Origin of the sequence: Providencia sp. PROV129 (assembly GCF_028482245.1) — a bacterium.
GTDB lineage: Bacteria > Pseudomonadota > Gammaproteobacteria > Enterobacterales > Enterobacteriaceae > Providencia > Providencia vermicola.
Genome location: NZ_JAMPQD010000028.1, coordinates 1 through 23,820, shown reverse-complemented (window position 1 = coordinate 23,820; position 23,820 = coordinate 1). Strand labels below are relative to the sequence as shown.

The window sequence follows — 23,820 nt, the reverse complement described above, 5'->3', positions numbered from 1 at the left end:
AATAAAATGATGGAAAGAACCTTAAAAGCCCGATTAATAGAGAATGCGTTATTGTATGTCGGCATTGCGCTCATGATAGCGGCCGCGGTGTTTTGGGGCTTGATTGAAGTGCTACTGAAGGTGCGTAAAGCCAGTATCACTGACGATTTACTGTTAACCCTTCAGTGGGTACAAGATATGGGCACGGTCTTTATCTTTGCCGTGGGGGCTGCGGTGGGTGTGGCTGGATTTTTGTATGCAGCTGTTCGTGCCTGGCAAGCCTTTCAGGGCGGTGGAAATAAGGAGAAACACCCATGAGAGCGTTACTCTTTTTCGTTTTGCTGCTCGGTTTCAGTGTCGCTCAGGCAAGTGTGATGGATGAAATTGCCGCGCTAGAGTCCCATAAAACGGCGGCGAACTCTCAGTCCAACATGAGCACTGAAACTTTCAAGCCTGAAACGATTGTTCCTGCAAAACCGCCAGTGAAACCGTATTCGTTACCCAATGGCAAAGTGGTGAATTTGAATGATTATACGTTAGTCCTCTTTATGCAGTCGAGTTGCCCGTATTGTCATCAATTTGACCCGCAACTTGCGTTGTTATCTGCGCAAACGGGATTAAGTGTATTCCCGTATACGCTCGATGGGAAAGGGGATATGGCTTTTCCGAATGCCATTCCCGCCCCGCCTGACGTCGTGCAGTCTTTTTTTGGTGCAGGGTTACAAGTCATCACGCCCACGGTTTTCTTGGTGGAAGTGAATACGCTACGCACTTATCCGCTCCTACAAGGGTTGACTGATATGCAAGATTTGATGAACCGCGTTAACAGTAACTTGATGTTAGCTAAATGAAAAAACGTGATTATCACATCATAGACCCGCTGATTGAGTCGTTGGTTAATACATTCAATCAATGCGGCTTTAGTACCTTGCCTCCTGTCAAGGGCATGGTTGTCCTGTTGACTATATGAAGCCCTATATCGCGTTTATGTCTACAACGGAAGAGGCTGTGCGACTTGAGCAATTATTGCGGGAGGATATGGAATCACCGTTACCCAAACTAAACTGGGGATGGATGATTGAGGGAAGATTTAATGATGCCTATCAATTGTGTTTTTCACTGAGACTTTGTGGACATCATCGATGGGTTTATCGCTATTGGCGGCCTTCTATCAATCATGACTTTGCAGTTATCGAGAAGATGCTCATCACCGAGTTTGGTTTTATTTATCCAATCCAATAAAGCGGTTTAGTTCGTTATCACTTTTTAATCTCACTTTACTCTTTAATGCCGACACGCAATGACCTTGCGGGTGATGGCGCTCAATAAGGTTTACATAAAATGAATGATTTAATTACCCTTACTCTGTCTTGGAATAAGGCGATAAACCCTGCCTGTGTGTTGTGTCGGCATGTTGATATTCAATGCGGAGGCTACAATGCGTAAAGGACTCATTGCTGTCATGTGCTCGGCGTTATTCAGTCACACAGCGGCAGTTGCCAATGTGAATGGCGACATGAATAACTTTTTCAATAAACTTGGTTTTGAAGGGAATGCGACCGAAGCCCGAGCATGGGAAGGGCAAGCCGCAGGCTATGCCACGGGCGGCAACTTGTTTATTCGCAATCAAGTCAAACAGTTACAAATTGCCTCATTTACACCCCCGAATATCAATGCAGGGTGTGGGGGGATTGATGCGTATTTGGGATCGTTCTCTTACATCAATGGTGAGCAGCTTCAGCAGTTTGTGAAACAATTAATGCAAAACTCCACGGGTTATTTCTTTGACTTGGCGTTGCAAACCACGGTGCCTGAATTGAAATCTGCCAAAGATTTCTTACAAGGTATGATTTCCGGTATTAACAGTATGAATATTTCTTCCTGCCAAGCGGCACAAGGGATTGTGGGCGGCTTATGGCCAACGAATACCGTACAGTCGCTAAAAATCTGCCAAGATATTGCAGGGCAAACCAATATGTTCGCAGACTGGGCGGCATCTCGCCAGGGTTGTACTGTCGGGGGGAAAATGAATGATGCGTTTAATCGCGCCCCTAAAAACATGAAAGACCAAATCATCCAAAATAAAAATCTCATGTGGGAAGTGCTTAACAGCAACAAAATGTTGGATGGCGATGACGAGCTCAAAGAGCTGATTATGAATCTGACGGGCACGTTAATTTTTGGCAAAGACAATGGCGACGTGACCACGACCGTTCCCAAAGTAAACCGTCAGGAGTTAATTAAAGCATTGATGTACGGTGGCACTATCAGTATCGAAGGGTGCGTTTCGGTTAATGGCTGTCTCCAGTTGAAGAAGAAAACCATCACCATCAGTAAAGACAATGGCTTGAATTCTTTGGTTAAAAAAATCATTCAGCAAATTCAAGGTAAGTTGAAAGAGGATATTGCCTTAACCCTGGGTGAGAAAGGATTTATTCAAAGTACGTCGGTGCCTATTTTGAAATATTTGGTTGACCCGATGCAGCTCAATATCAATGTGTCCATCTTGCCCGCGCTGTCCGATTACATTGCGTATGACATTTTACTTCAATACCTACTCGAGCTGATTGACCAAGCCAAAATTGCTTTAGGAAACCGTAACTTTCCTGAACAACCGTTGGATGTTTTGCGTAAAAACGTTGCCGAGGCCAGCCGTCAATTGGAAGACTTACAACGTCAGGTTGAAGTGAAAGCCAATGTGTTGATGGAAATGGAGCGGCAGATGAGTTATTTGCGTCAGCAGACGTCCAGTCAATTACAAGAGCGTTACCAGCGTAATTATCATTTCAATATGTTTACCCCAGAACAAAAATCAAATCAGGGAGGGTGATGAAGATGGCGTCTATCGATACGGTGTATGTTTTAGGCGGTGGTGAATACCTAATGCAGGTCTTCAATGGCGTAGCAGCTATTGTGGGCTCTTCATCGTGGGAATCCATGTTCCGCATTGCGTTGCTGATTTCCGCTGCCTCCTTTTTTGTGGTGTACCTGCGAGGGCATGACCCGAAGGAGGTTATTAAGTTTGCCGCTTACATTATTTTGGTTTCCAGTGTGCTCCTTGGGCCTAAGCGTTCTGTGCAAATCATTGACCGAACTGACCCTCTCGGTGTCTATTTAGTCGATAATGTCCCCCTTGGGTTAGCTGCCCCTGCGCATATGATTAGTTCGATTGGTACGAGTTTAACGGAGCTGTATGAGTCGATTTTCCATATGCCAGACTCATTGAGTTACAGTAAAACGGGCATGTTATTTGGGGCAAATTTGGTGGGGAATCTCAGTGATATCATGTCGACGGATGGCGATATTGCTGAATTAATGAGTTTGTACACCAAAAACTGTGTCATCGGGGATATTCTGATTAATCACAAATATTCCTTTCAAGAACTGATGAATAACCGAGACCCCTACCTCCTGGTTTTCCAGAAACCGAGTCCTTTACGCGGAGTCATGGTTCCCGAGGGAAATAAAAAAGCTAAACCCGCGGGGTTTTGGACATGTGAAGACTTAGCTAAACGCGTACTAATGCCCGCGATTGGTGTCGATACGGAAACAGGTGGGGAAACGTGGGTATATACCGTCAAGCGTATCTTTGGTGGTCGTCCTGATGCGAATGTGTTGTTTACCGCCATGCTTGGGGACAGTTACAGTTATTACTACTCAGGCAGTGAAACTGCCAGTCAGTTAATGCGAAGTTCCGTGGTAATGAATGCCCTTAAACAAGGGATTGCTGGATACAGTGCACAAAGTGGTGATACGGCCAGTTTAGTGAATTTAGCCTCCACATCATCGTATAACAAAATGCGGCTTTCATGGGCCACATCAACAACGGTGGCGACCAATTTTACGCCGTTGTTGTATACCATTCTGTTTTCGTTAATTGTGGCGTTATTTCCCATTTTTATCTTGCTGATGACCGTTCATGCGCTGACGACGCGCATGTTATTTAACTACATCATGTCCATTATTTATCTGCAATCCTGGGCACCGATGTTCGCCATACTCAATCATGCAACGAGTTTTTATTTGCGTGGGCAAACCAATGGATTGGATTTCAACCTAGCGAACCAGGCGCATATTCAGCAAATTCACAGTGATATTGGGCTAATTGCGGGTTGGCTAACGTTGTCTATTCCCTTTATTGCCATGGCGATAGTGAAAGGGTTAGGGCCCGCTGTTGCACAAGCGGGGAACTATCTTGGTACGGCCATTAACAGTTCGGCTTCGGCAAGTTCATCACAAGCTGCAGATGGAACGTGGGCGTTTAATAATATGCAAACGGATAATGTAGCGGGCAATAAGTGGGATACCAACTCGAGTTTCCGTGATGGACAAATGTCTCGCCAGCTCGCTAGCGGTGCAACGAACACGGTGACCAGTGGTGGCCAAGAAATCATGGATACCAGTGGTGCAATGTCACGCTTACCTGTTTCCATTAAAGGCAGTGAGGCGATGGTGAGCTCGCTACAGCAAAGTGCGCGGAATGCACAAACAACAGCTGCGCAAGCCATGAGTGCATTCCAAAGTTCGGTCAATGTGGCAACCAATCAAATGGCACAATTTAGTAAAAACTTTGGTAACAGTGCGACGGTGTCCTCTATGACAGATTCTGGGGTAAGTAGCAATCAGAGTGAAGGTTACAGGAAAATCAAGAATGCAGTGGACTCTCAGCGAAAAGCGGATAACAGTACAACGGAAGAGGCACTGACAAAACTATTTAATAATAGTATTGATCAAACAACAACACTAGGAGTTGAAGGAAAAGCAGGGCTTTCAATTGGTGGTTTTGGTGGCGGAGGCTACGCTGATAAAAACACTAGAAACACAGAAGGACGGCAAGATAGTAGCCAAGAGCGGGGGGCGCGGAACCAAGATGCAGGCAGTGAAGAAAATGCTCAACGGACACGGGAATTTAATGAAGGGCTTGAGTTACTTAATAGCAGTAAAATATCAGACGGAACTAATCGACACGATAATGAAGCCAGCTCGGAAATCAGTCAACTCAGTGCAACACTCAATACGGCCAAAAATCAATATGAACAGTACTCTCGCAGTACGACGGAGAGCCAAGAGTACAGTGATATGGCCAGCTATGTGACGAATAACAGTGCACAAATTGACAGTAATTTAGACCAAGAGTTTGCAAACTATGTACGACAAGCCGCACCAAGTCGTGCCGATACGATGTTAAGTAATACGAGTGATTTGTCGATTGCAAGAGAACGTGAAGCATTAGCAAAAGATTTTATTAATGACCGATTGCTTCCAAATGTAAAAAATGATTATGCTCAAAATCGGGCCGGTGTGGTTGCAATGGATAAAACGGCATCAGCAGGAAATATACCATCAGGAGAGAGTTTAATTGCGGAATATGATAGCCATGTGCAGGATGTTAATACGCTTAGTCAGAATGCGGGAATAAAACATGACACTGCTCATAAAGTCACCGAAAAAGAAAAGGAATATCAAGATAAAATTGGTACAGTAAAAGGAATAATAGACCAAGGATCATCGGAAATTCAACAACGTCATGATGAACTCAAATTAAATCATCAAGAAAAAATACAAGAGCATGAAGTTAAAATGGAAAAAGAAAGAGAAAAACAAATGGATGCAGGGCTAATTACGGATACTCGCCGGGTGGAAAAGACTCCTGATTCTAATGGGTTTATGACTCAAGATGATTATTATAAAAATAATAGTGATTAAAAGAGAATGTAAATGGAACAATATAAAAAAAAGATAGTATATATAAACTTATCGCTAATGATTCTTAGTTTGTATCTTTGTATAACTACAGAGTCAAAAATGTTTAGTTTATATAAAGAAGCTTATTTGTTAAATATGTTCCTGTTTGGAGTGGTGTTTTTTTGGATGTTTGTTTCATTCAAAATTGTTCCAACTTCAGAATTTTCAATGAAAATATATGCAAGATTTATATTATCATTTTTGATTTTTGTGGCTCCTATTTTAGACTTGATTTTTGATCGTGTGTTTAAGATAGGAAGTGTGATCTTATTAGTGTTAGCTATATCACAAGGGTTTTATTTCGTTTTTTCTATATTGCTTTACTTAAAGAAAAGGTTAGATACTCCAAAAGTAAAAGAACTTTTGAGTGAAATTTTTAGTAATCAAAAATCTAATTAAACCCTAACGCACTTAGTTTGTTAACAGGTTGTTCCCTGAATAATGTGAATTTTTAGGGAAATGAGTCTGTTTCATTTCAAGATGTTTTCATAAGCAATGAAATTTATCCCTAAAAAATATGTGTTGGAGTGAAATTACAAATTAAATGGGTTTTTATCTTATTTAGTAAGGTTAGGTTTAAAGTTAAATTTTTAATTGATTCACAAAATCAAATAAAAAATCGTTATCTAGGTGATGTAATTTAGGTCGATTGGGTATACTACAATAAACCTACTCTGAAACACATTAAATGAATAAGGCTTACTATATGATAAAAAAAATAAGTGCATTTTTAGTTCTGTTTGTTTCATTTTTCTCTTTTGCTGAGGTGAGCGTTATTGGGATAACGATTAATAAAGCGATGAAGGAGGATGTTGAACGTAATTATCATATTGAGAGTAAGAATGGTGATCTTTGGGAGTTATCCCGTAACGAAATACAAATTGAAGGAGTTAAAAAGGTTGAGGTTATATTTGAATCTGATTATGTTAAGGCTGTTTGGTTAACTGTCGATAAAGGTAGATTTGACTATTTCTTCGAGGCATTAAAGGGGAAATATAGCTTGATTAAAAAAGACATACCATTTGTTGGTAATAAATATGCTACTTTTGAGAAGAATGGAATTGCTATGTGGATAAATGCTCCTCATATGTCATTTGAAATGGATGTCGTTTATATGGATAAGAAATATAAGAACAAACGTGAGGAAATAATTAAGGAATCTAAAGAGAATAAGAAGAATAAGGAGTTGGAACAGTTATAGACTCTAAATTAGTTTATTTATTAATAGTCTGTTCCCAGTAGTTAACATCCAAGAGGAACAGATTTTTTCAACTAGTGATACTAATATTTCTGTATATCTCTATTTAATATCTGATTTTTTAATTCTGATTGAACGTACTGATTTTGAGTATGGAATAATCATTTGATTATATTTAATTTTAAATTCATGATGTTTTTTAACTGAAACCATCATATTTCACACCGAATCTGAATTCTAGGTTTTTATTAAAAAATCTGAATTTACTTCTTTTTTTAATTTTACTATAGAGTAAATTTATTATGAGTTCAACCAAGCATATTACGCAGGGTGGACAAGTCTTTAGCTATATGCTCGGCATGTTCATGCAGGTAAATAAACGGATTTCTTTTTGGCTCGTGAATTTTTATTTAATTTTATTACCCTTAATTTTTTATTTAAAAGTCCCTCTACAAGAAATTAAAAATGGCGGTCTGTATTGGTGGCTGTATTTCACGTCTGCGGGCGAGAAAGCCTTATATCGAGTTCCGCCGCTTTATGATGTGCATTTTGATGGCCAACTCTTTCGATTTACGTCGGCCAATATTTTAAAAGATCCCTACATGATGTATGCAGGTGACATCTTTCTGCAAGAACTCTGGCTCTCATTTGTGTGGGCCTCCGTGTTTGTCGGTATTCTCGCCTTTGTTATTTACCGTTTTTTGCACCGTTTAGGTCAGCGTCAAGCCAAAGACGATGTCATTGGTGGCCGTACACTCACGGAAGATATTAAGCTCGTCCGTAATATGCTCCATTCACGCCGTGAAGCCTCTCCGATCACGTTTGATGGGCTCCCGTTGAAACTCAACAGTGAAGTTCAAAATATGTTGTTCCATGGCACACCTGGGTCAGGGAAATCGAATGCAATCAATAAGCTGCTTATTCAATTACGTCAGCGGGGCGATATGGTGATTGTGTTCGATAAGGGGTGTTCTCTGGTCAAAAAGCACTACAACGAAAACATCGATAAATTGCTCAATCCATTAGACGAACGTTGTGAAAATTGGGATTTGTGGCGGGAATGTCTCACGACACCCGATTTTGACAGCATGGCGAATACGCTTATTCCCCAAAGTACGTCGGAAGATCCCTTTTGGACAGGATCGGCGCGCACCATCTTTACGGCTGTAGCCAATAAACTCAGTTCTGACCCGAAACGCAGTTATAACAAGTTGTTGCGGACGCTTTTAGCGATTGATTTAAAAACATTGCGAACTTATGTCGCAGGTACTGAAGCCAGTAACTTGATGGAAGAGAAAGTGGAAAAAACGGCCATTTCAATCCGAGGGGTTCTGACTAACTATGTTAAATCTTTGCGATATCTTCAAGGTATAGAACGTAATGGTAAGGAACCTTTTTCCATACGTGAGTGGATGAAAACCGTTAATGAGCCTAAACAGCGACATGGTTGGCTCTGGGTAACAAGTAATGCTCGCCAGCATGAATCCTTAAAACCGTTAATTTCCATGTGGTTAGCCCAAGCCGCTAACTGTTTATTAGAGATGGGGGAAAATCCTGAGCGACGTATTTGGTTTGTTTACGATGAAATGGCTCAGTTACATCAACTGCCCGAGTTACCGTTAGTGGTATCAGAAGGCCGAAAATTTGGTGGGTGTTTTGCGCTTGGTTTTCAAAATAAACCTCAATTAGATGTCATTTATGGTCGTGATAAAGCTGATGGTTTGATGGATTTGCTTAATACGCGCTTATTCTTTCGGTCACCCGATGAAAGTGTCGCTAAGTGGGTACGTGACCAACTCGGGCAAGAGCGGATCAAACGCTTCAGTGAGCAATACAGTTACGGTAAAGAGACGGTACGTGATGGGGTTTCGTTTAATAAACAGCAAGAAGACAGCGACTTAGTTAACTACTCCGATGTGCAATCGCTACCGGATTTGACGTGTTATATCACGTTACCTGGCCAATATCCTGTTGTGAAACATGCGATGCGCTATGAAAAAATCAAACCTGTTGCGGCCGAATTCACGGCTCGTGCGATTAATGACAGCTTAGACCAAGAGATTGAAGCTGAAATTAACGAGCGATTAAAAATAGGCGCTATCCCTGATGGCGTCAATCAGGTCATTGATAGCTTGATAAGTGGTCAGCCGATTGAATTGCCTGTTGAGAGCACACCAAACAACACCATTACAGACGTTGCTCAACCTCAGCCTATCGTTCAACTATCACCGAATTCAATGACGCAAAAAAATAGTCAGATAGCAACAGGAACCGCATCATCGGAAAACCTAACTGAGAGCCAAGGGGGACAGGAAGTAGTAGTTGATAGCCACAAGGTGAATACGGAAACAGGTGAAGTTTTAGGGCCAGCCGTTGAGTCAGAGGAAAACCCTCAAGACCTGTATGACAGCTATACGCGCATGCGTCAGGAAGAAAAGGAAATTTTGGGTGATCCCCATGCAAATCATTCAAATTCTTCACCAGATTTAGATCGTGAACATGATAATGGTTGGGGGAAATGGTAATGCTAACTGTTGCACCGATTGCCAATAATGCGGCAAATTATTATACCCATGAAGATAATTATTATTTTCTCGGCAACCTTGAAGCTCGCTGGATGGGTGAAGGTGCTAAATCACTCGGGTTAGAAGGGGAAGTTACTAAAGAGCAACTGGGTGAAATATTGGAGGGACGTCTACCCAATGGCCAAAGTCTTGAGCGCATGGAAAACGGTAAAAACGTCCACCGCGAAGGACAAGACTTAACCTTTTCGGCACCGAAAAGTGTTTCTGTATTAGGACTAGTGCTGGGTGATAAGCGCATGATTGACGCGCACAATCATGCCGTCGAGGTCGCCCTGAAAGAGGTGGAGAGCCTCGCGTCAACGCGGGTGATGGTTGACGGCAAAACCTCGCTGGAAATGACCCAAAATTTGGTTATTGCCGCATTTAACCATGATACGTCTCGCGAGCACGACCCCTTAGTTCATACGCATGCCCTTGTGATGAACATGACCGAACACAATGGCGAGTGGCGTACCTTATCCAGTGATACACAACAAAAAAGTGGCTTCAGCGAAGCCGTTTATGCATTACAAGTATCACTTGGCCAAATCTACCGCCATGCTCTACGTGAGCGAGTCGAAAGCTTTGGCATGCAAACCCATGAAACGGGCAAAAATGGGTTATGGGAAATCGTGGGTGTGCCCGTTGTCCCTTTTTCTCAGCGGCATTACCAAATCATGGATGCGGTAGGGCATGAAGCCTCACTCAAATCTCGTGATGTGGCGGCGCTTGATACGCGTCAGGCGAAAACAACCCCTGAAAAGAGCGAGTTATTGACCGACTGGTTTGACCGCTTAGACAAAAATGGCTTTGGCCCTGAAGAACGCAAAGCGTTTTACGCTGAAGCCGAGCAGCGTCTTGCCAAAGGGGAGGTGGGGCAGGCTTCACGGGAGATTCAACCCGATATTACACGCGCCGTCACCGATGCCATCGCGTTACTCAGTGATAAACAACTCAGTATGACCTACAGCCAAGTGCTCGCCAAATCGTTAGGTGGTTTAGAAGCCCGTGCGGGCATGATAGCGCAGGTGCGTGAAGCGATTGATGTGGCGATTGAACAGCGTCAACTTATCCCACTCGATGAGAAAAAAGGGTTGTTTACCTCGTCCATTCATTTGATGGACGAGCTGAAGTTACAACAAATCGCCACCGACATGAAGCAACATAACCGCACGGTCAGTTTTCAAGCGCGGACAGAAACCCTTACTCCCATGATGGAAAAAGTGGCGGATACGTTACCCAATATTGCGATTGTTGCCAGTCAAGGACTGGGTAAAGCGCAACGAGACGGGGTATTAGACAGTGTCACGATGGGGCAATCACAAGGGCGTGACGTGGCGGTGATGACCCTTGATACAACCAGTCGTCAAGCCTTTGCCAATGATAAGCGTTTTGCATATGTGCCGAAAATGACCCTGGGTGATGGTCAATCGCTTAAACCCAACAGTACTTTGGTGGTTGCCAATGCCGAAAAACTGTCATTGAAATCGGCCTTATCTCTACTGGAAAGCGCCCAATCTGCCAATGTGCAGGTGCTCATGATGGACAGTGGCGGCCGTAAAGGCACGGGGAACGTGTTGGCCACCTTACAAGATGCGGGGGTGCCTCGTTTTCAAGGCGAGGCTTCAGCTGTCTTAACGGTGAAAACGGCACACATTCCCGATAAAAATCATCGTTATGCGGCACTGGCGGCGGATTATGCACAGCTGCACAGCGACATGAAACCCGTGGTTGCGCAGGTCAGCGGGGTTCGGGAGCAAAAAATTGTCACCGACACCATTCGCCAAACGCTCACCGAGCGCGGCATGCTCAGTGAAAAAACGGTGACGGTGACACAGCTCAAACCCGTGTGGCTCGATAGCCATTCACGCAAGCAAATCGACAGTTACCGTGAAGGCATGGTGATGGAGCGCTGGAATGCAGATAAAAAGGAGGTTGAGCGTTTTACTATTGACCGCGTCACCCCTGAAACCCGTTCGGTCACGTTGCTTGACAGTCAAGGGCAAAAACAGGTGATGAAACCGCAGCAATTTGATGGCCAGTGGAGTGCGTATCAGCGCCAAACGATGGACATCAAGCAAGGTGAGCAATTAACGATATTGGCGAAGCAAAATAAGCTCTCTGCACGTGACAGGGTCACGGTAACTGGGTTTATGCCAAATGCGATTATGGTCAATTTCAACGGCAAAACGCATCGCATTGATGTGCGGGACGGCGTCAAAGCTGATTACAGCTATGTTACCGCGCCAGGGCAACAGGCTAACGATACAGGCACAGTGTTATTGGCCGCCTCTGCGCGTGATACACAGCCGACCTTACTCAATACGGCTGCACGCAGTGGTGAACATATTACGGTGTATACGCCACTGGATAAGATGGAAACCGAGCGTCGTTTATCGCGTTCGCCAGTCTATCAGCAAGCGCGACAGTTAACGGGGGTTGAGGGATTGGACGCCAAAGCCATTGAACAAGCGGCCGATAAAGCCACGGAAGCGTTATTGTCTAAGCCCGAAAAAGCCCTGCAACAAGGCATGACATTAGCGCAAGAGAGTCAGGTTTTTTTCTCGCGCATCGATGCGATTGCCAAAGCGTTGCCGTTACACGCCTCGCTCGACAGTCAATCGCTGGGGAAAGCCTTTGACCGCTTAGTCGCTCAAAAAGCCATCATCCCTGTAACCAGTGGTAAAGGTGCCGCCCAGCAACATTACGTGACGGCCAGTACTTGGGAGATGGAAAAGCAAATCCTGACCACCATTTTAGCAGGCAAAGGAACACAAACCCCACTGATGGGATCTGTCCCTGATGCCGTACTGGAAGGGCTAACGGAGGGGCAAAAGGCAGCGACCACATTGATTTTAACCACGCGTGACCAATTTGTCGGCATACAAGGCTATGCAGGGGTGGGGAAAACTACCCAGCTGAAGGCCGTTATCAAGGCACTGGACACGCTCCCTGCTGCGCAGCAACCGGAAGTGATAGGTCTTGCCCCCACACACCGAGCCGTCGGCGAAATGGCGGCTGTGGGGGTTAAATCGCAAACCTTGCATGCCTTTTTAATGGATGCCAATCAACGCCAACAGCAAGGGGAAGTGCTGGATTTTAAAAACACCCTCTTTTTAGTGGATGAAGGGTCGATGGTCGGTAACAAAATTATGACTGAGGTGTTAGACGTGATTGGGCGCGGTGGCGGGCGAGCGCCCATTTCAGGGGATAGGGCGCAGTTATTGTCGGTGGACAGTGGTACACCTTTTTCCCTCGCGCAAGACCGTTCAGCACTGACGACTGCGGTTGTGAACGAAATTGTACGGCAAAGACCCGAGCTTCGTCCTGCCATTGAAGCCATCATAGCCGGTAATATTCAAACTGCTATGGCCACGATGAATCGCGTGACACCGGATGTGGTTCCCCGTCGCGCGGGAGCGGAACACCCCGAACAGTCGGTGATAAATTCAGGCGACAAGGTCATCACACATATTCTCGATGACTATCGCGGGCGAACGGCTGAAGCCCAAAAAGAGACACTGATTGTGGTGCAAACCAACCGTGATAAAGATGAACTTAATCGCGGTATTCATCAAATTTTAGTCGAGCAAGGACAATTACAAGGGGGAAAAGACGTCCCGATATTGGTGCGTGAGAGTACGCGAACTGAATCCTTGCTATCAACAGCGGGAATGGCGGCACATGTGGGTAAAATTGCCCTCATCCAAGAGCAGTACTATCGGATTGAAGTGACCCGAGAGGGCGTCAGTGATGGAGTTGTGACCCTGGTTGATGAACAAGGCAAAGGGCATTTACTTTCGGCCTTTGAAAGTAGCTTGCGAGATATTGGTATTTACCGCCAAGAATCCCGTCATATCGCCGCAGGGGAAAAAATTAACTTTACCCGAACAGACAAAGAGCGGGGGCGCGTGATGAACAGTGACTGGACGGTCAGTGAAGTCAGTGGCAACGGGCAAATCACTCTTACTAAGGGCGATGAATCTCGCGTGCTTGACCCGAATAGTGAATTGACAGACCAACATCTGGATTACGGCTATGCGGGCACGGCACACAAAGCCCAAGGGGCAAGTAGCCTATATGTGATTGTCCTTGGGGGTGTCGAGTCAGGACGACGTATGCTGGCCACCTTGCGGGATGCGTATGTGGCTTTATCTCGGACTAAAGCCCATGTCCAAACCTACAGTGATGACTTGGATAAATGGACAAAAGCCATTGAGAACCCAGGGAACCGGCAGACGGCGCACGACGTGTTGCTAGCTGAACAAGACCGTGCCGCCAAAGTGGGTAATCAATTGTTTGACCATGCGAAACCGCTTAATGATACGGCGATTGGTCGCGCGTTAAGCCGCCAAATGGGGTTGGGGGAGTCACACGAAGGAAAGTTTGTTTACCCGTCCACCAAGCACCCCGAAGCGCATGTGGCGTGGCCCGCTTTTGATGAACATGGCAAGTCCCAAGGCACGATGCTACAAGCGATTGAACTTGAGGGCGATAAATTGCAGGGGCTTCGCGCTGAAGGGCGTTTACTGGGGAGTGAACAGGCACAATTTATTGTTGTGAAACCCAGTCAAAACGGACAAACCGTGATTGTGAACAGTCTAGCGTCCGCCTTTGAGACGATCGCACAGCAACCTGAACAAGGTGTGGTGGTGCAACTCAATCCCGATGAACGTTTACACACGGCCATGATTGAAAAAATTACGCAAGGGGAAGTGGATAACGCCTATGCGAACCCAAATGCCACGCAAACCGATAAAGCGGGCAGTGACCCGAAATCCCTGCAAACCCCAGAGGAGCAGGCGATTGATAAAGCCTTAAAAGAGGCTGAAGCTGCCCTGCGTCAGCAAGCGAGCAGCGAGTCTAAAGTGCCAGAACTGAACGAAGACGAACTGCGGCAGGTGATGGCGCAAGAGCGTGACAGTTTGCTGAAAGGGGAACATGACTTAGTGGAGGCGAAAGCCAGTGTCATTGAAAAGGCTGTTCAACTTGAGCGGCAACATCAGCAGCAACAACGGGAGGCTTTACGCCAACAGGAGCGTGAAATCGTGATGGAAAAATCCCGTGACCGCGAATTTGGCGACTAAGCCACTTTTATTTCTGTTTTAACTCTCATTGTCGGCGATTTCCGCCAGTTTATTTTAGTATTCTCTATCGTCGAACCTCAGTTTTATCACAAATTATTGTGAATAAATCGCGTCTTTATCGTGAAGACGTTGTTTGAATGCGCATTGAGTGCTAAATTAGCCGACAATTGATGTGAATTTTGTGGTCGCCACGCCGAAAGGTGGCAAGAAATGGGATGTAATACACTAAAAGTGTTGTGAACCCTAAATAGAAAACCCCTGTAATCTTCTTCAATCTTGGCGGGTCGAAAAGATTATCAGGGGCCATCAGAGTAATTCCGCTAGGGGTATGTTGTACTCCTAACGGGGAGTATAGAATTATGCGCAAAAAAATTCAACTCCTTCCGTACAACATAAGTGCGGAGAAGCATGAATAATGCTACCTCAAATTCTGCAGTTCCTTGTTCCGTTGGTAAAATTCATCGGCATTACGCCCCAAAATTTTTAGGGCAATTACCGAAATTAGTACCTGTACGTCGCTTTGCGGCCGCGTTAAAGCGTCACGATTGGAACCGAAACCCCCATATTTACCAATTGCGTTATAGCCGAAAGCAACGGATATCCGTGCGTTCAGAGCGTCGAGAAACGTTTGATGCACTCGCAATGGCCATGATTGCTTACGCGGATTATAACCCTGAAAGTGACGCGCTGTTTGAAGTGATGTGCTCGGTGGAGAAGTTGGCGGAGCTGTGTGGTCAACTGTATCGCTATGACTGTGGTCGCAAAAGTTACGACCCGATACTGCATGCCTTGCGTGATTGGGAACAAGCCAACCTGATTGTCATTGATCGTGATTTTGATATTGAGGCCAAACAATACAAAGCCATGCGTATTTGGATACGCCCTGAATTTTTCCATGGACTCGGATTTTCCGCGTTAGAGCTGCGCGAAGTGGTCTCTAGTTTTAGCCGTTGGATGGAAAAAAAGGGATTAAAAGAGAGCTATCAAAAACGCTACGCCCAACATGTCTTGCGACTTGCACGCGCGAATGTGGCGTCACTCGACACTAAGCACAAACTTCGCAACCTACTCAACAAACTCAAAACCCTCGTGGTTGGGAAAGATGAAGCGCTCAAACAAGAAAAGAAACATCTTGCTAAGGCATTGAAGGAAAAGAAAGCGTTAGCCAAAAGTTTGGAAGCGCCAGAAAGCGCCGAACATGCCGCATGGCGTCGCTTTGAAGCTTGGAAGGTGACGCAGCCTATTGCAGCAGTCATGGCCTTTGAGCGTCAAATGAAAGCCTTGTACCCGAGTGTTCAAGGGCAGACTCTTTATCTGCATTACCTCGCGCACCTACCCGACTCCTAATTCACCCCCCTAAATTTACCGCCTTGACTGGCGGTGGTTTCGTTCGCCCTAAATCTGGACAGCCTGTTTTTTGAACAGGAAATTCGTTGTTCTAATCTCTCCATTCATTTCGACGATGACATCGCGACTATTTTCGTTTGATATTTATGCGATTAACTTCGAATGGTGTTATCCACATCAATTAACTTCGAATTCATTTAGGGTTTTATGATTAAATTCGTTTTTAGGTTCTGAACTAAACGTCCTTTTTAATAAAAGGAGTTGCGGCTCTGCTTTTTCAAGCCGCACACTCTAAAGAGATAAACCCAATAAAGCCTTCGCTTACAAGCCATAAATGGCTGTCGCTTAGAACACGGTGTCAGCATAGTGCGATTGCCCCCGTAAAGCTGGCCTATGGCCACCTTAACGCGCAGCTACAGCCGTTCATCGAGGCTACGCCTCTTGTCCGTCTCACTGCGTTTTTCAAAGGGTCAAATAAGCAAAATGACGGTTTTAATATTAGTCGGCTCAACCAGAGCAGGGGATAGATTGGGGTATTAAACAGCACGTAACCGCTCACGCGGGTCTCGACGGCCCTAACCTTCATTATCCCTCTGTCACTTTTTTTGCCGTCTTCCTCCCTACGGGCGGGTGATTTCGATAAAATATCGTGCTGATCTGCCATTAATGTGTTGAGTATAAAAAGCATTTTGGTATGAGAGCAATAAGGGTTAGATGGGACTCAAAAAATTAACACTAAAACAATCAACCTAAAAAGGTCATAGAAATTCGCTGTAGTATCAAGGATGTTTACTGATTTCACAGAAAATATTCAATCATGTTATAAAATGGTAAATTCAAGGGGGATTGACATAGGTAAAACTGCATTATATTTAATAGCAGTTAATCAGGTTAAACAAGAATGAAAATGCTAGCCTTTCTTTGAACATAAACAAATCCTATAATATTTATTTTTAGACCTATAATGCACTTTAAACGGAAGAACTAAATATCGCGGCTATTACCTATAATAGTACAGTTCGTTTTTTACTTAATAAAATCAATAAGTTGAAGATATTAAGAACTATAGGCATAGTTTTAGAAGCTATGCCTATAACTTTTTGAATACACAATAAATGTCTATGAAGGAAAAATAGGGCTTGAAATTACTCGATAAACTCAATTAAATTAGCTTTGATTAGGCGTTGTAATTGTTGTCGTTTGTTCATATAAAATTGTTATTGATTTATTTCCGTTTTCTTTATTTGAAATTTTACATCATTGCATTATGTTTTTAATGTGGTTAAAACTATTTTTAATGAACAGATATGTACATTTTTGAACATTAGAGATGCGTTCAGTTTAGTGTTAAGATATAAACTACATCTACGTTTAGTGGTTGGTATAGGATAGCTATTTTGGATATTTATACTATATATCTTATAGGTATGGTTAAGTTAGGTTGTGGATAAAATGAACTATTTAATCAATAATTATGTTATATATGATAGTGTTAAGGGGGAGTTGTATACTCGTAACGATGGCGAGGTAGTTAAATTATCTAAAACATTAAACCGTTTAATGTTAGTTTTTGTACAAAATAACAATCAAATTTTGGATAAGGAACGTTTGTTGCTAGATGTATGGCAAGGGCATAATCAAGTTGTTTCTGATAATAATTTAAACAGTAATATCTCTGTTTTACGGCGCTACTTATCATCATTTTTTGATGATAATATCATTATATCTATTCCTAAAATTGGATTTAAACTTTCTGCTGATGTTATTTTGGAAGATGTAAAATCAGAACTTAAAAACTCTATTAACATAGAGAATAAGTTAATTAAAAATAAATTATTTTGGTTATTTTTAATTCTATTTTTCATTTCTTTAATAATTATTCTTTTTGTTGAGAAAAATAATAACTATGCAAACTATCCTATAATAGGTAAAATAGATAAATGTACTATTCATTATATTAATGATGATTATAAAATAGATATAAAAAAAGTTTCAATGAAAGAATTACAAAATAAAATTACTGATTTAGATATAAATTGTAACTCTTCAGCGAATATTTATTACTATGTATCTTCCATTTCGATAAGAGATAATGATAAAGGAATTTTGTTTTTATCATATTGTCCTGAGGTATTGAAAGATAAACCTGCAATGAGTTGTGAGACATTCTATGAAAAGTAAAAGATTAAAAAAAATATCATATACTGTGTTTTTTTTTATATTATTTATTGGTTCAAGTTTTTATTTTATAATGAAAAAGGAGCCTCTTTTAATATCAACGTGCTATTCCATTTTTAAAATAAAATTACATGATGAAACGTTTGCTAGTGAAGGAGGGTATTTATTGAATTTTATTTTTGATAAGAATAATGATAAAAAATTTTCTCTCGTTATGAATGGTAATCTCCGCCTTAATGAAAAAAATTATAATATAGCACGTAAATATATATTTAATTATGAGATACAAGGTGGTTATTTTTTTTCGAAAGTAGAGAGCGTTTTTATTGATCCTGCTGATCAAGTAGGTGAAAAAAATAATATGTATAAAATACCAAAGTTAAATCAGACATACGTATTTAAAATTGTTAGGCTAGATAATAATAGATATCTATTTATGGAAAATTTAGCTCCTATTTTTATTTGTACTAGTAAATAAGCTAGATAAATAAATGTGACTACATCTTCTACTGCCATAATGGTATGAATGAAGTGATATAAATATTTCATATACTGTCGTTTTCTTTATCATGTTTTCATGTGTTAATTCGAGATGTGAATGCTAGGTGTATAGTTACTCATCTAATTAGATTAGTGATTATAAGATTTAAGTTAACAGTAATTTCATTTGGTTTTATTGTTTATAGAGTATTAGCTCTAATGAATTTCATCTCTAATATTCTATAAAAATGATAACTAATCTTTAATTATCCCCCCCCCCGCCTAATAAAAGATATTTAATTTACGTTAAGTATTGATAATCTATTGATATAACCATTCATTTTTTATTTCTAAAAATAGACTTCATTATATTGTCTACTCCCCTTTAATTGCGACACACCAATTTAGAGTTTTCTAACTGTTGACGATAGGTCTCTGGTGAGAGGTGATTTAAACTTTCATGCGTTCGATTTTTGTTATAATCTAGCAGCCAAAACCACGCTAATTCTCGCACTTGGCTTAATGATTCAAATAAATACGCATTTAAAAACTCTCGACGGAACGAACCATTAAAACGTTCGATAAACCCATTTTGCTGCGGTTTTCCCAGTTGAAGATGGCACAGTAAAATTTGGTTATCTTCACAATAATTCAATAAGTTAACTGAAATGAGTTTAGGACCATTATCGACTCGGATCTGTTTCGGCAACCCTCTTTTGGCTTTTAAACGATCAAGCACTCTGATGACGCGTTCAGCCGGTAATGACGTATCCACTTCGATCGCTAGGCATTCACGCGTTCCTTCATCAATAATATTGAGGGTTCTGAAGCGTTTGCCACAATATAAACTATCGTGCATAAAATCCAATACCCATTGAATATTCAGGACTTTCTCTATGACTAATGGTCTTTTTTCACGCTTCAGAAGCACTTTTTTAACCCGTCGTTTCAGATTTAATCCTAATCGACAATAAACGCGATAAACTCGTTTATGACTAAAAGGATAACCTTGAAATCTCAGTCGAAAATAGCATTTCCAGAATCCCGACTGTGGAGGTTTCGCTAAAACGAAGCGCGAGGTAGAGATGTGAGTTTACACGCTTTAATGACTGATAAACCAGCAGCCTTTAACGACTGAGTACAGGATTTCTTTTCAGCCACTATCAACCCTTTTTTGCGAAAAGCTCCTTCATTGCATGGTTTTCAAGGCTAACTTCCACAAAGAGCTTTTTCAGTTTCGCATTTTCATCTTCAAGCTCTTTTAATCGTTTAACATCATTAGCTTCCATGCCACCATACTTTGATTTCTAATTATAATAAGTGGCGTTGCTGATCCTATTTTGGCGGCAAATATCTTCCACTTTCATACCAGAATCAGCGAGTTTTAAAATATTAACGATTTGAGTATCAGTAAAACGAGCTTTTTTCATCATGACCTCTGCAAATTTTAGGGCAGAAAATCTAATTATAGCTGTCTTATTTTAGGGGAAGTGGACAGTATACCTATTTCAATGAGTTACTCCTCTAATTAAACACTGTATAGCTTGATATTTTTATAGATTTTAATTTTATAACAACATTATCATGAAATATGCAGCCTATTCGACTGGCTAACATTTCTAAATTTTTTATATTACTTTAAATTTTAGTACTGGATAAAGAAGAGTATGAGTAAGTTCTCATTACAATAAATTAATCTAATAGCAATAGTGGCCGATTATTTTATGATGGCATTTCTGTTTTTTTGAAGTGCAAAAAAATGTGAAATTAAAATTACGCGTTAAAAGGATATGTGATTCATTATTTTTGGTTTGATATTTTATTAATTGTCTTAATTTGATATAAATACAGTGTTATATTTTTATATTTTTATTATTTAAAGTATTTAGTTCCGAGGTTGGTTTTTTTTGGTAAACTGTGTTCCGTCATTAACTTGCTATGTTTAAAAAATGAAGGACTAAAATGATATTGAAGCTATTCATCCATATGTACTTCTATAGAGTGATCAGGTGATAAAATGTTAAAGAAGATACTTTACTACGAATCAATATAACGTCATTGAGTAATATATTGTTACAAAAATAGCAAAAGTTAATAATGTTAATTTTTTGTTAATTCTTATTCGTTGTATATTACTGTTTAATTTGTTTTTAAATATAAATAACGCCACTAGGTTGTTTTATTTTACGCCTTAAGGTTAATTTTCTATAAAGTCCGTTTATATTCAATTTTATTGAGTATTGAAATTACAATAATTAGTTGTACCATAAGAGTGGTTGGAAGCAGGATGATAGCTATATTTTTAGGGTATTATAGAATCATCAAGGTATTAAAATGATGAGTGAAATTACACTTGTATTACACGATAAAATTGCTATAAAGAAAATAATTGCTAAAAATGTTGGGGTGAAAATAAAAAAAATAAGAAAAAATTCTAAAGTAAGTGGTTTAAATTTAGCTAAGTTTATAGGGATATCACAGCAACAACTTTCAAAATATGAGAATGGTCATAGCGATATTCCTATATCTAAAATAATGCTTATAGCTCTTTATTTTAGTGTGGATGTTAATTATTTTTTTACTAAGTAATTTTGGTGAGTGTTTTATGAAAATAGAAAATACATTACGTGAAGATATAGGATTCTTCATTCGTAGCTCTCGACAAGAAAAATCATTGTCCGCTAGTCAGCTAGGTGATTTGATTAAGATAAGCCAACAACAAATTTCTCGTTATGAACGTGGTATTAATACAATTAATATTGAGATGTTGAATAAGATTTTAATTGCTTTAGACAAAAGTTGGTCTGATTTTTTCTTTAATGTAATGGCTTATCATTCGAAAGAAATTGAAAGATTAAAAACAAAGATGTATTAATAAATTGAATTAATATAAACAGGATATTAACTTTTCTGTTTGTTAATCGCCTCATCATTTTGATTAGGTTAGAGGGTGTATTCCCTAATTAATGAGTGACAGTCTGTTACTCTTGTTCTGTAGTTAAAATGTTAGAAATAAACTCTTTATTTCTGTTATTGCTATTTTTAAGGATTTTAGCATGAAATTAAATAAATTATCTGTTGCTGTTTTATTTGCTGCGTCAACACTGTCTACTACTGTATTAGCAAGTGGCAACTCAGGCGAATTACATTTCAGCGGTCAAGTTGTTAATTCACCTTGTAATATTGAATCTGATAGTCTCAAACAAGAAGTTCCTTTTGGACAACTTTCTCGTGCCTCTTTAGAAGCAGGTAATGCTGCTGAAAAAGATATCGCGATTAAACTAAAAGAGTGTAATTTTGATGAATTCACTAAAGGTGAGGATGGTAAATGGGTTGCCGTTAAAGACATCAAAATGACTTTTGGCGGTAAAAACTATGTGGGTACAAATAATGCATTCTTAGGTACTAAGGGGACCGCATCAAACATCGGTATTCAGATCAAAGATTTCACATTTGATGAAGCTAAATCTGTGATGAACCAAATTCGTAATAAACAAGGTGAAAACGTTTTAGAATTTACTGCATTAGCTAAACGTGTTGATGGTGCAATGCCAGTCACTGAAGGTGAATTTAGCGCTATTGCTGATTTTAAAATCACATACGAGTAATTTTTTAAGGGAGGATTTTATTCCTCCCTATAAAAAGGTTCATTATGAAAAAATACATTTATCTATGGACTACCTTGTTATTGAGTTCAATCAATTCTTATGCAATAGATTCTAAATTAGGACATGTACAGGACGGACTTCGTGGTGAGGCGGTAATGCAAGGCTATATTGTTGCCACCCCTTGTTCTATTGAAACTGACAGCCAGTATCAATATATCAATTACGACTATATATCTAACTTTAGTATTAATGAAATAGAAGATAAAAAAATAACGCGAAAGCCATTTTATATAAAATTGAATAACTGTATTAGCGAATATGACAATAATAACCACAAAGGCATTAAAATTCGCTTCTTTGCCCCGCAAGATATATATAGCAATGCAATAAAACTTTCGGGTCCTAAATCTGGCGTTGTTCTATATATTTACGACAGCAATGACAAGCTATTAATGCCAAACAAACTCTATCCTATATTGGATAACACTATTTACTTTGATCATAAAAGCAAAGAAAGCTATTTAAAATATGAAACAGAAATAGGTGCAAGTAATAATGAAATTACACCTGGTGATTACTTCACTACGATTAAATTCAACGTTACTTACGAATAATAAATACACTTATAATTAATTTAATGAAAAATCATGGTTAGACTTAATATTTATTCCTACATTATTGTGATGTCTTTTTTATCTTCTATTTCCTCAACAGCCTATGCTGTCGAATTTAATACGGATATGTTAGATACCGAAGACACACAGAATATTGATTTTAGCCAGTTTTCTCAGGCTGGATTTATTATGCCTGGCACTTACCATCTAACACTCAAAGTCAATAATGAGAGTATGGGAGGTGCGCAAGATATCACCGTGATCGCACCGCAATCTCAAGAAAATAATTTATTCGAGACGGTTTGTATTCCTTTCAATATTTTGGATCGCTTAGGATTAACGCCTGATGCAATCAAATTAGTTCAATATCGTGATAATGGAAAATGCTTGAATTTATCCGCGCTTGAAGGTGCAACGTTGAATGTTGATTTATCTACGTTAACACTCTCCATTTTAATTCCACAAAGCTATTTAGAATACACAGATTCAAGTTGGGTTCCCCCTTCCCGCTGGGAGGAAGGTGTTAATGGCTTTCTATTGGATTACAACCTCACAGGTTCTTTAACGCGCAGAAACTCAGGCTCTCGAGAGTCCTATATTTCAGCCAATGGGACAGCAGGCCTTAATCTTGGTGCATGGCGCTTACGGGGTGATTACCAAGCCAATTACCGCAAATCCACGGGGAGCTTTGAGAACGAATATAGCGATGCTTCGTTTAGCCGTTTATTCGCCTATCGTTCAATTAAATCAATAGCATCTATTTTAACGCTAGGTGAAAACTACTTTTACTCTGCTATTTTTGACTCTTGGCAGTACACCGGGATTTCTCTTGAAACCGATGAAAACATGATGCCGCCAAAGTTAACAGGTTATGCCCCTGAAATTATTGGTATTGCCCAGACCAATGCCACCGTTATTGTCAAAAGCCATAACCGCATTGTGTTAGAAACTACCGTACCTGCGGGACCGTTTCGTATTCAAACACTTGATAGTTCCATTCGCGGAACCCTCGATGTCACT

The 23,820-nt window shown here is 40.7% G+C and carries 17 protein-coding genes and 1 pseudogene; 17 read left to right on the top strand and 1 reads right to left on the bottom strand.

Annotated features, from left to right (window positions below):
- Positions 1 to 6: 6 nt before the first annotated feature.
- The 12 genes from PSF27_RS18690 to PSF27_RS18635 all read left to right on the top strand — a co-directional run bounded on the left by PSF27_RS18690 (position 7) and on the right by PSF27_RS18635 (position 18,576).
- Positions 7 to 297, top strand: coding sequence for a hypothetical protein (locus PSF27_RS18690; protein WP_272682030.1), 291 nt, complete (start codon positions 7 to 9; stop codon positions 295 to 297).
- Complete coding sequence (gene trbB / locus PSF27_RS18685; RefSeq protein WP_272539722.1) at positions 294 to 830, top strand: type-F conjugative transfer system pilin assembly thiol-disulfide isomerase TrbB; 537 nt, start codon at positions 294 to 296, stop codon at positions 828 to 830. Before PSF27_RS18690 ends, trbB begins: the two co-directional genes overlap by 4 nt.
- A 115-nt stretch (positions 831 to 945) precedes the next feature.
- Entirely contained in the window at positions 946 to 1,221 is a 276-nt protein-coding gene (locus tag PSF27_RS18680; protein WP_272682029.1) for a hypothetical protein, read from the top strand.
- A 196-nt stretch (positions 1,222 to 1,417) separates the two neighbouring features.
- On the top strand, positions 1,418 to 2,809 hold the full coding sequence (gene traH, locus PSF27_RS18675; protein ID WP_272539724.1) for a conjugal transfer pilus assembly protein TraH: 1,392 nt from the start codon (positions 1,418 to 1,420) through the stop codon (positions 2,807 to 2,809).
- On the top strand, positions 2,809 to 5,685 hold the full coding sequence (traG, locus tag PSF27_RS18670) for a conjugal transfer mating-pair stabilization protein TraG (RefSeq protein ID WP_272682028.1): 2,877 nt from the start codon (positions 2,809 to 2,811) through the stop codon (positions 5,683 to 5,685). The genes traH and traG overlap by 1 nt, the downstream gene beginning before the upstream one ends.
- Before the next feature lie 12 nt (positions 5,686 to 5,697).
- Positions 5,698 to 6,123, top strand: coding sequence for a hypothetical protein (locus tag PSF27_RS18665; protein ID WP_272682027.1), 426 nt, complete (start codon positions 5,698 to 5,700; stop codon positions 6,121 to 6,123).
- A gap of 307 nt (positions 6,124 to 6,430) precedes the next feature.
- A complete protein-coding gene (locus tag PSF27_RS18660) occupies positions 6,431 to 6,925 on the top strand; it encodes a hypothetical protein (RefSeq protein ID WP_272682026.1) in 495 nt (164 codons plus the stop codon).
- 299 nt (positions 6,926 to 7,224) lie between these two features.
- On the top strand, positions 7,225 to 9,447 hold the full coding sequence (gene traD, locus PSF27_RS18655; RefSeq protein WP_272682025.1) for a type IV conjugative transfer system coupling protein TraD: 2,223 nt from the start codon (positions 7,225 to 7,227) through the stop codon (positions 9,445 to 9,447).
- Positions 9,447 to 14,573 (top strand): conjugative transfer relaxase/helicase TraI, encoded by a 5,127-nt coding sequence (traI, locus tag PSF27_RS18650; RefSeq protein WP_272682024.1) that lies wholly within the window; start codon positions 9,447 to 9,449, stop codon positions 14,571 to 14,573. Before traD ends, traI begins: the two co-directional genes overlap by 1 nt.
- Positions 14,574 to 14,981: 408 nt before the next feature.
- The gene (locus PSF27_RS18645; RefSeq protein WP_272682023.1) at positions 14,982 to 15,920 is read left to right on the top strand and encodes a RepA family replication protein; all 939 of its coding nucleotides are present in this window, start codon (positions 14,982 to 14,984) and stop codon (positions 15,918 to 15,920) included.
- 1,452 nt (positions 15,921 to 17,372) lie between these two features.
- Positions 17,373 to 18,101: a winged helix-turn-helix domain-containing protein gene (locus tag PSF27_RS18640; RefSeq protein WP_272682022.1), complete on the top strand. Its 729-nt coding sequence runs from the start codon at positions 17,373 to 17,375 to the stop codon at positions 18,099 to 18,101.
- Complete coding sequence (locus PSF27_RS18635) at positions 18,091 to 18,576, top strand: hypothetical protein (RefSeq protein ID WP_272682021.1); 486 nt, start codon at positions 18,091 to 18,093, stop codon at positions 18,574 to 18,576. Before PSF27_RS18640 ends, PSF27_RS18635 begins: the two co-directional genes overlap by 11 nt.
- 390 nt (positions 18,577 to 18,966) lie before the next feature.
- Here the strand turns inward: PSF27_RS18635 and PSF27_RS18630 are convergent.
- Positions 18,967 to 20,008 (bottom strand): annotated as a pseudogene (locus tag PSF27_RS18630) (transposase); the annotation flags it as partial.
- 904 nt (positions 20,009 to 20,912) lie between these two features.
- Between PSF27_RS18630 and PSF27_RS18625 the strand changes: the two are divergent.
- The 5 genes from PSF27_RS18625 to PSF27_RS18605 form a co-directional block, all read left to right on the top strand.
- On the top strand, positions 20,913 to 21,167 hold the full coding sequence (locus tag PSF27_RS18625; RefSeq protein ID WP_272682020.1) for a helix-turn-helix domain-containing protein: 255 nt from the start codon (positions 20,913 to 20,915) through the stop codon (positions 21,165 to 21,167).
- Positions 21,168 to 21,183: 16 nt separating this feature from the next.
- Complete coding sequence (locus tag PSF27_RS18620) at positions 21,184 to 21,453, top strand: helix-turn-helix domain-containing protein (RefSeq protein WP_272682019.1); 270 nt, start codon at positions 21,184 to 21,186, stop codon at positions 21,451 to 21,453.
- Positions 21,454 to 21,634: 181 nt separating this feature from the next.
- Positions 21,635 to 22,186, top strand: coding sequence for a fimbrial protein (locus tag PSF27_RS18615; RefSeq protein WP_272682018.1), 552 nt, complete (start codon positions 21,635 to 21,637; stop codon positions 22,184 to 22,186).
- Between the two features lie 44 nt (positions 22,187 to 22,230).
- On the top strand, positions 22,231 to 22,800 hold the full coding sequence (locus tag PSF27_RS18610) for a fimbrial protein (protein ID WP_272682017.1): 570 nt from the start codon (positions 22,231 to 22,233) through the stop codon (positions 22,798 to 22,800).
- A 33-nt stretch (positions 22,801 to 22,833) separates the two neighbouring features.
- A partial coding sequence (locus PSF27_RS18605) for a fimbria/pilus outer membrane usher protein (protein WP_272682016.1) occupies positions 22,834 to 23,820 on the top strand: 987 nt, incomplete at its 3' end.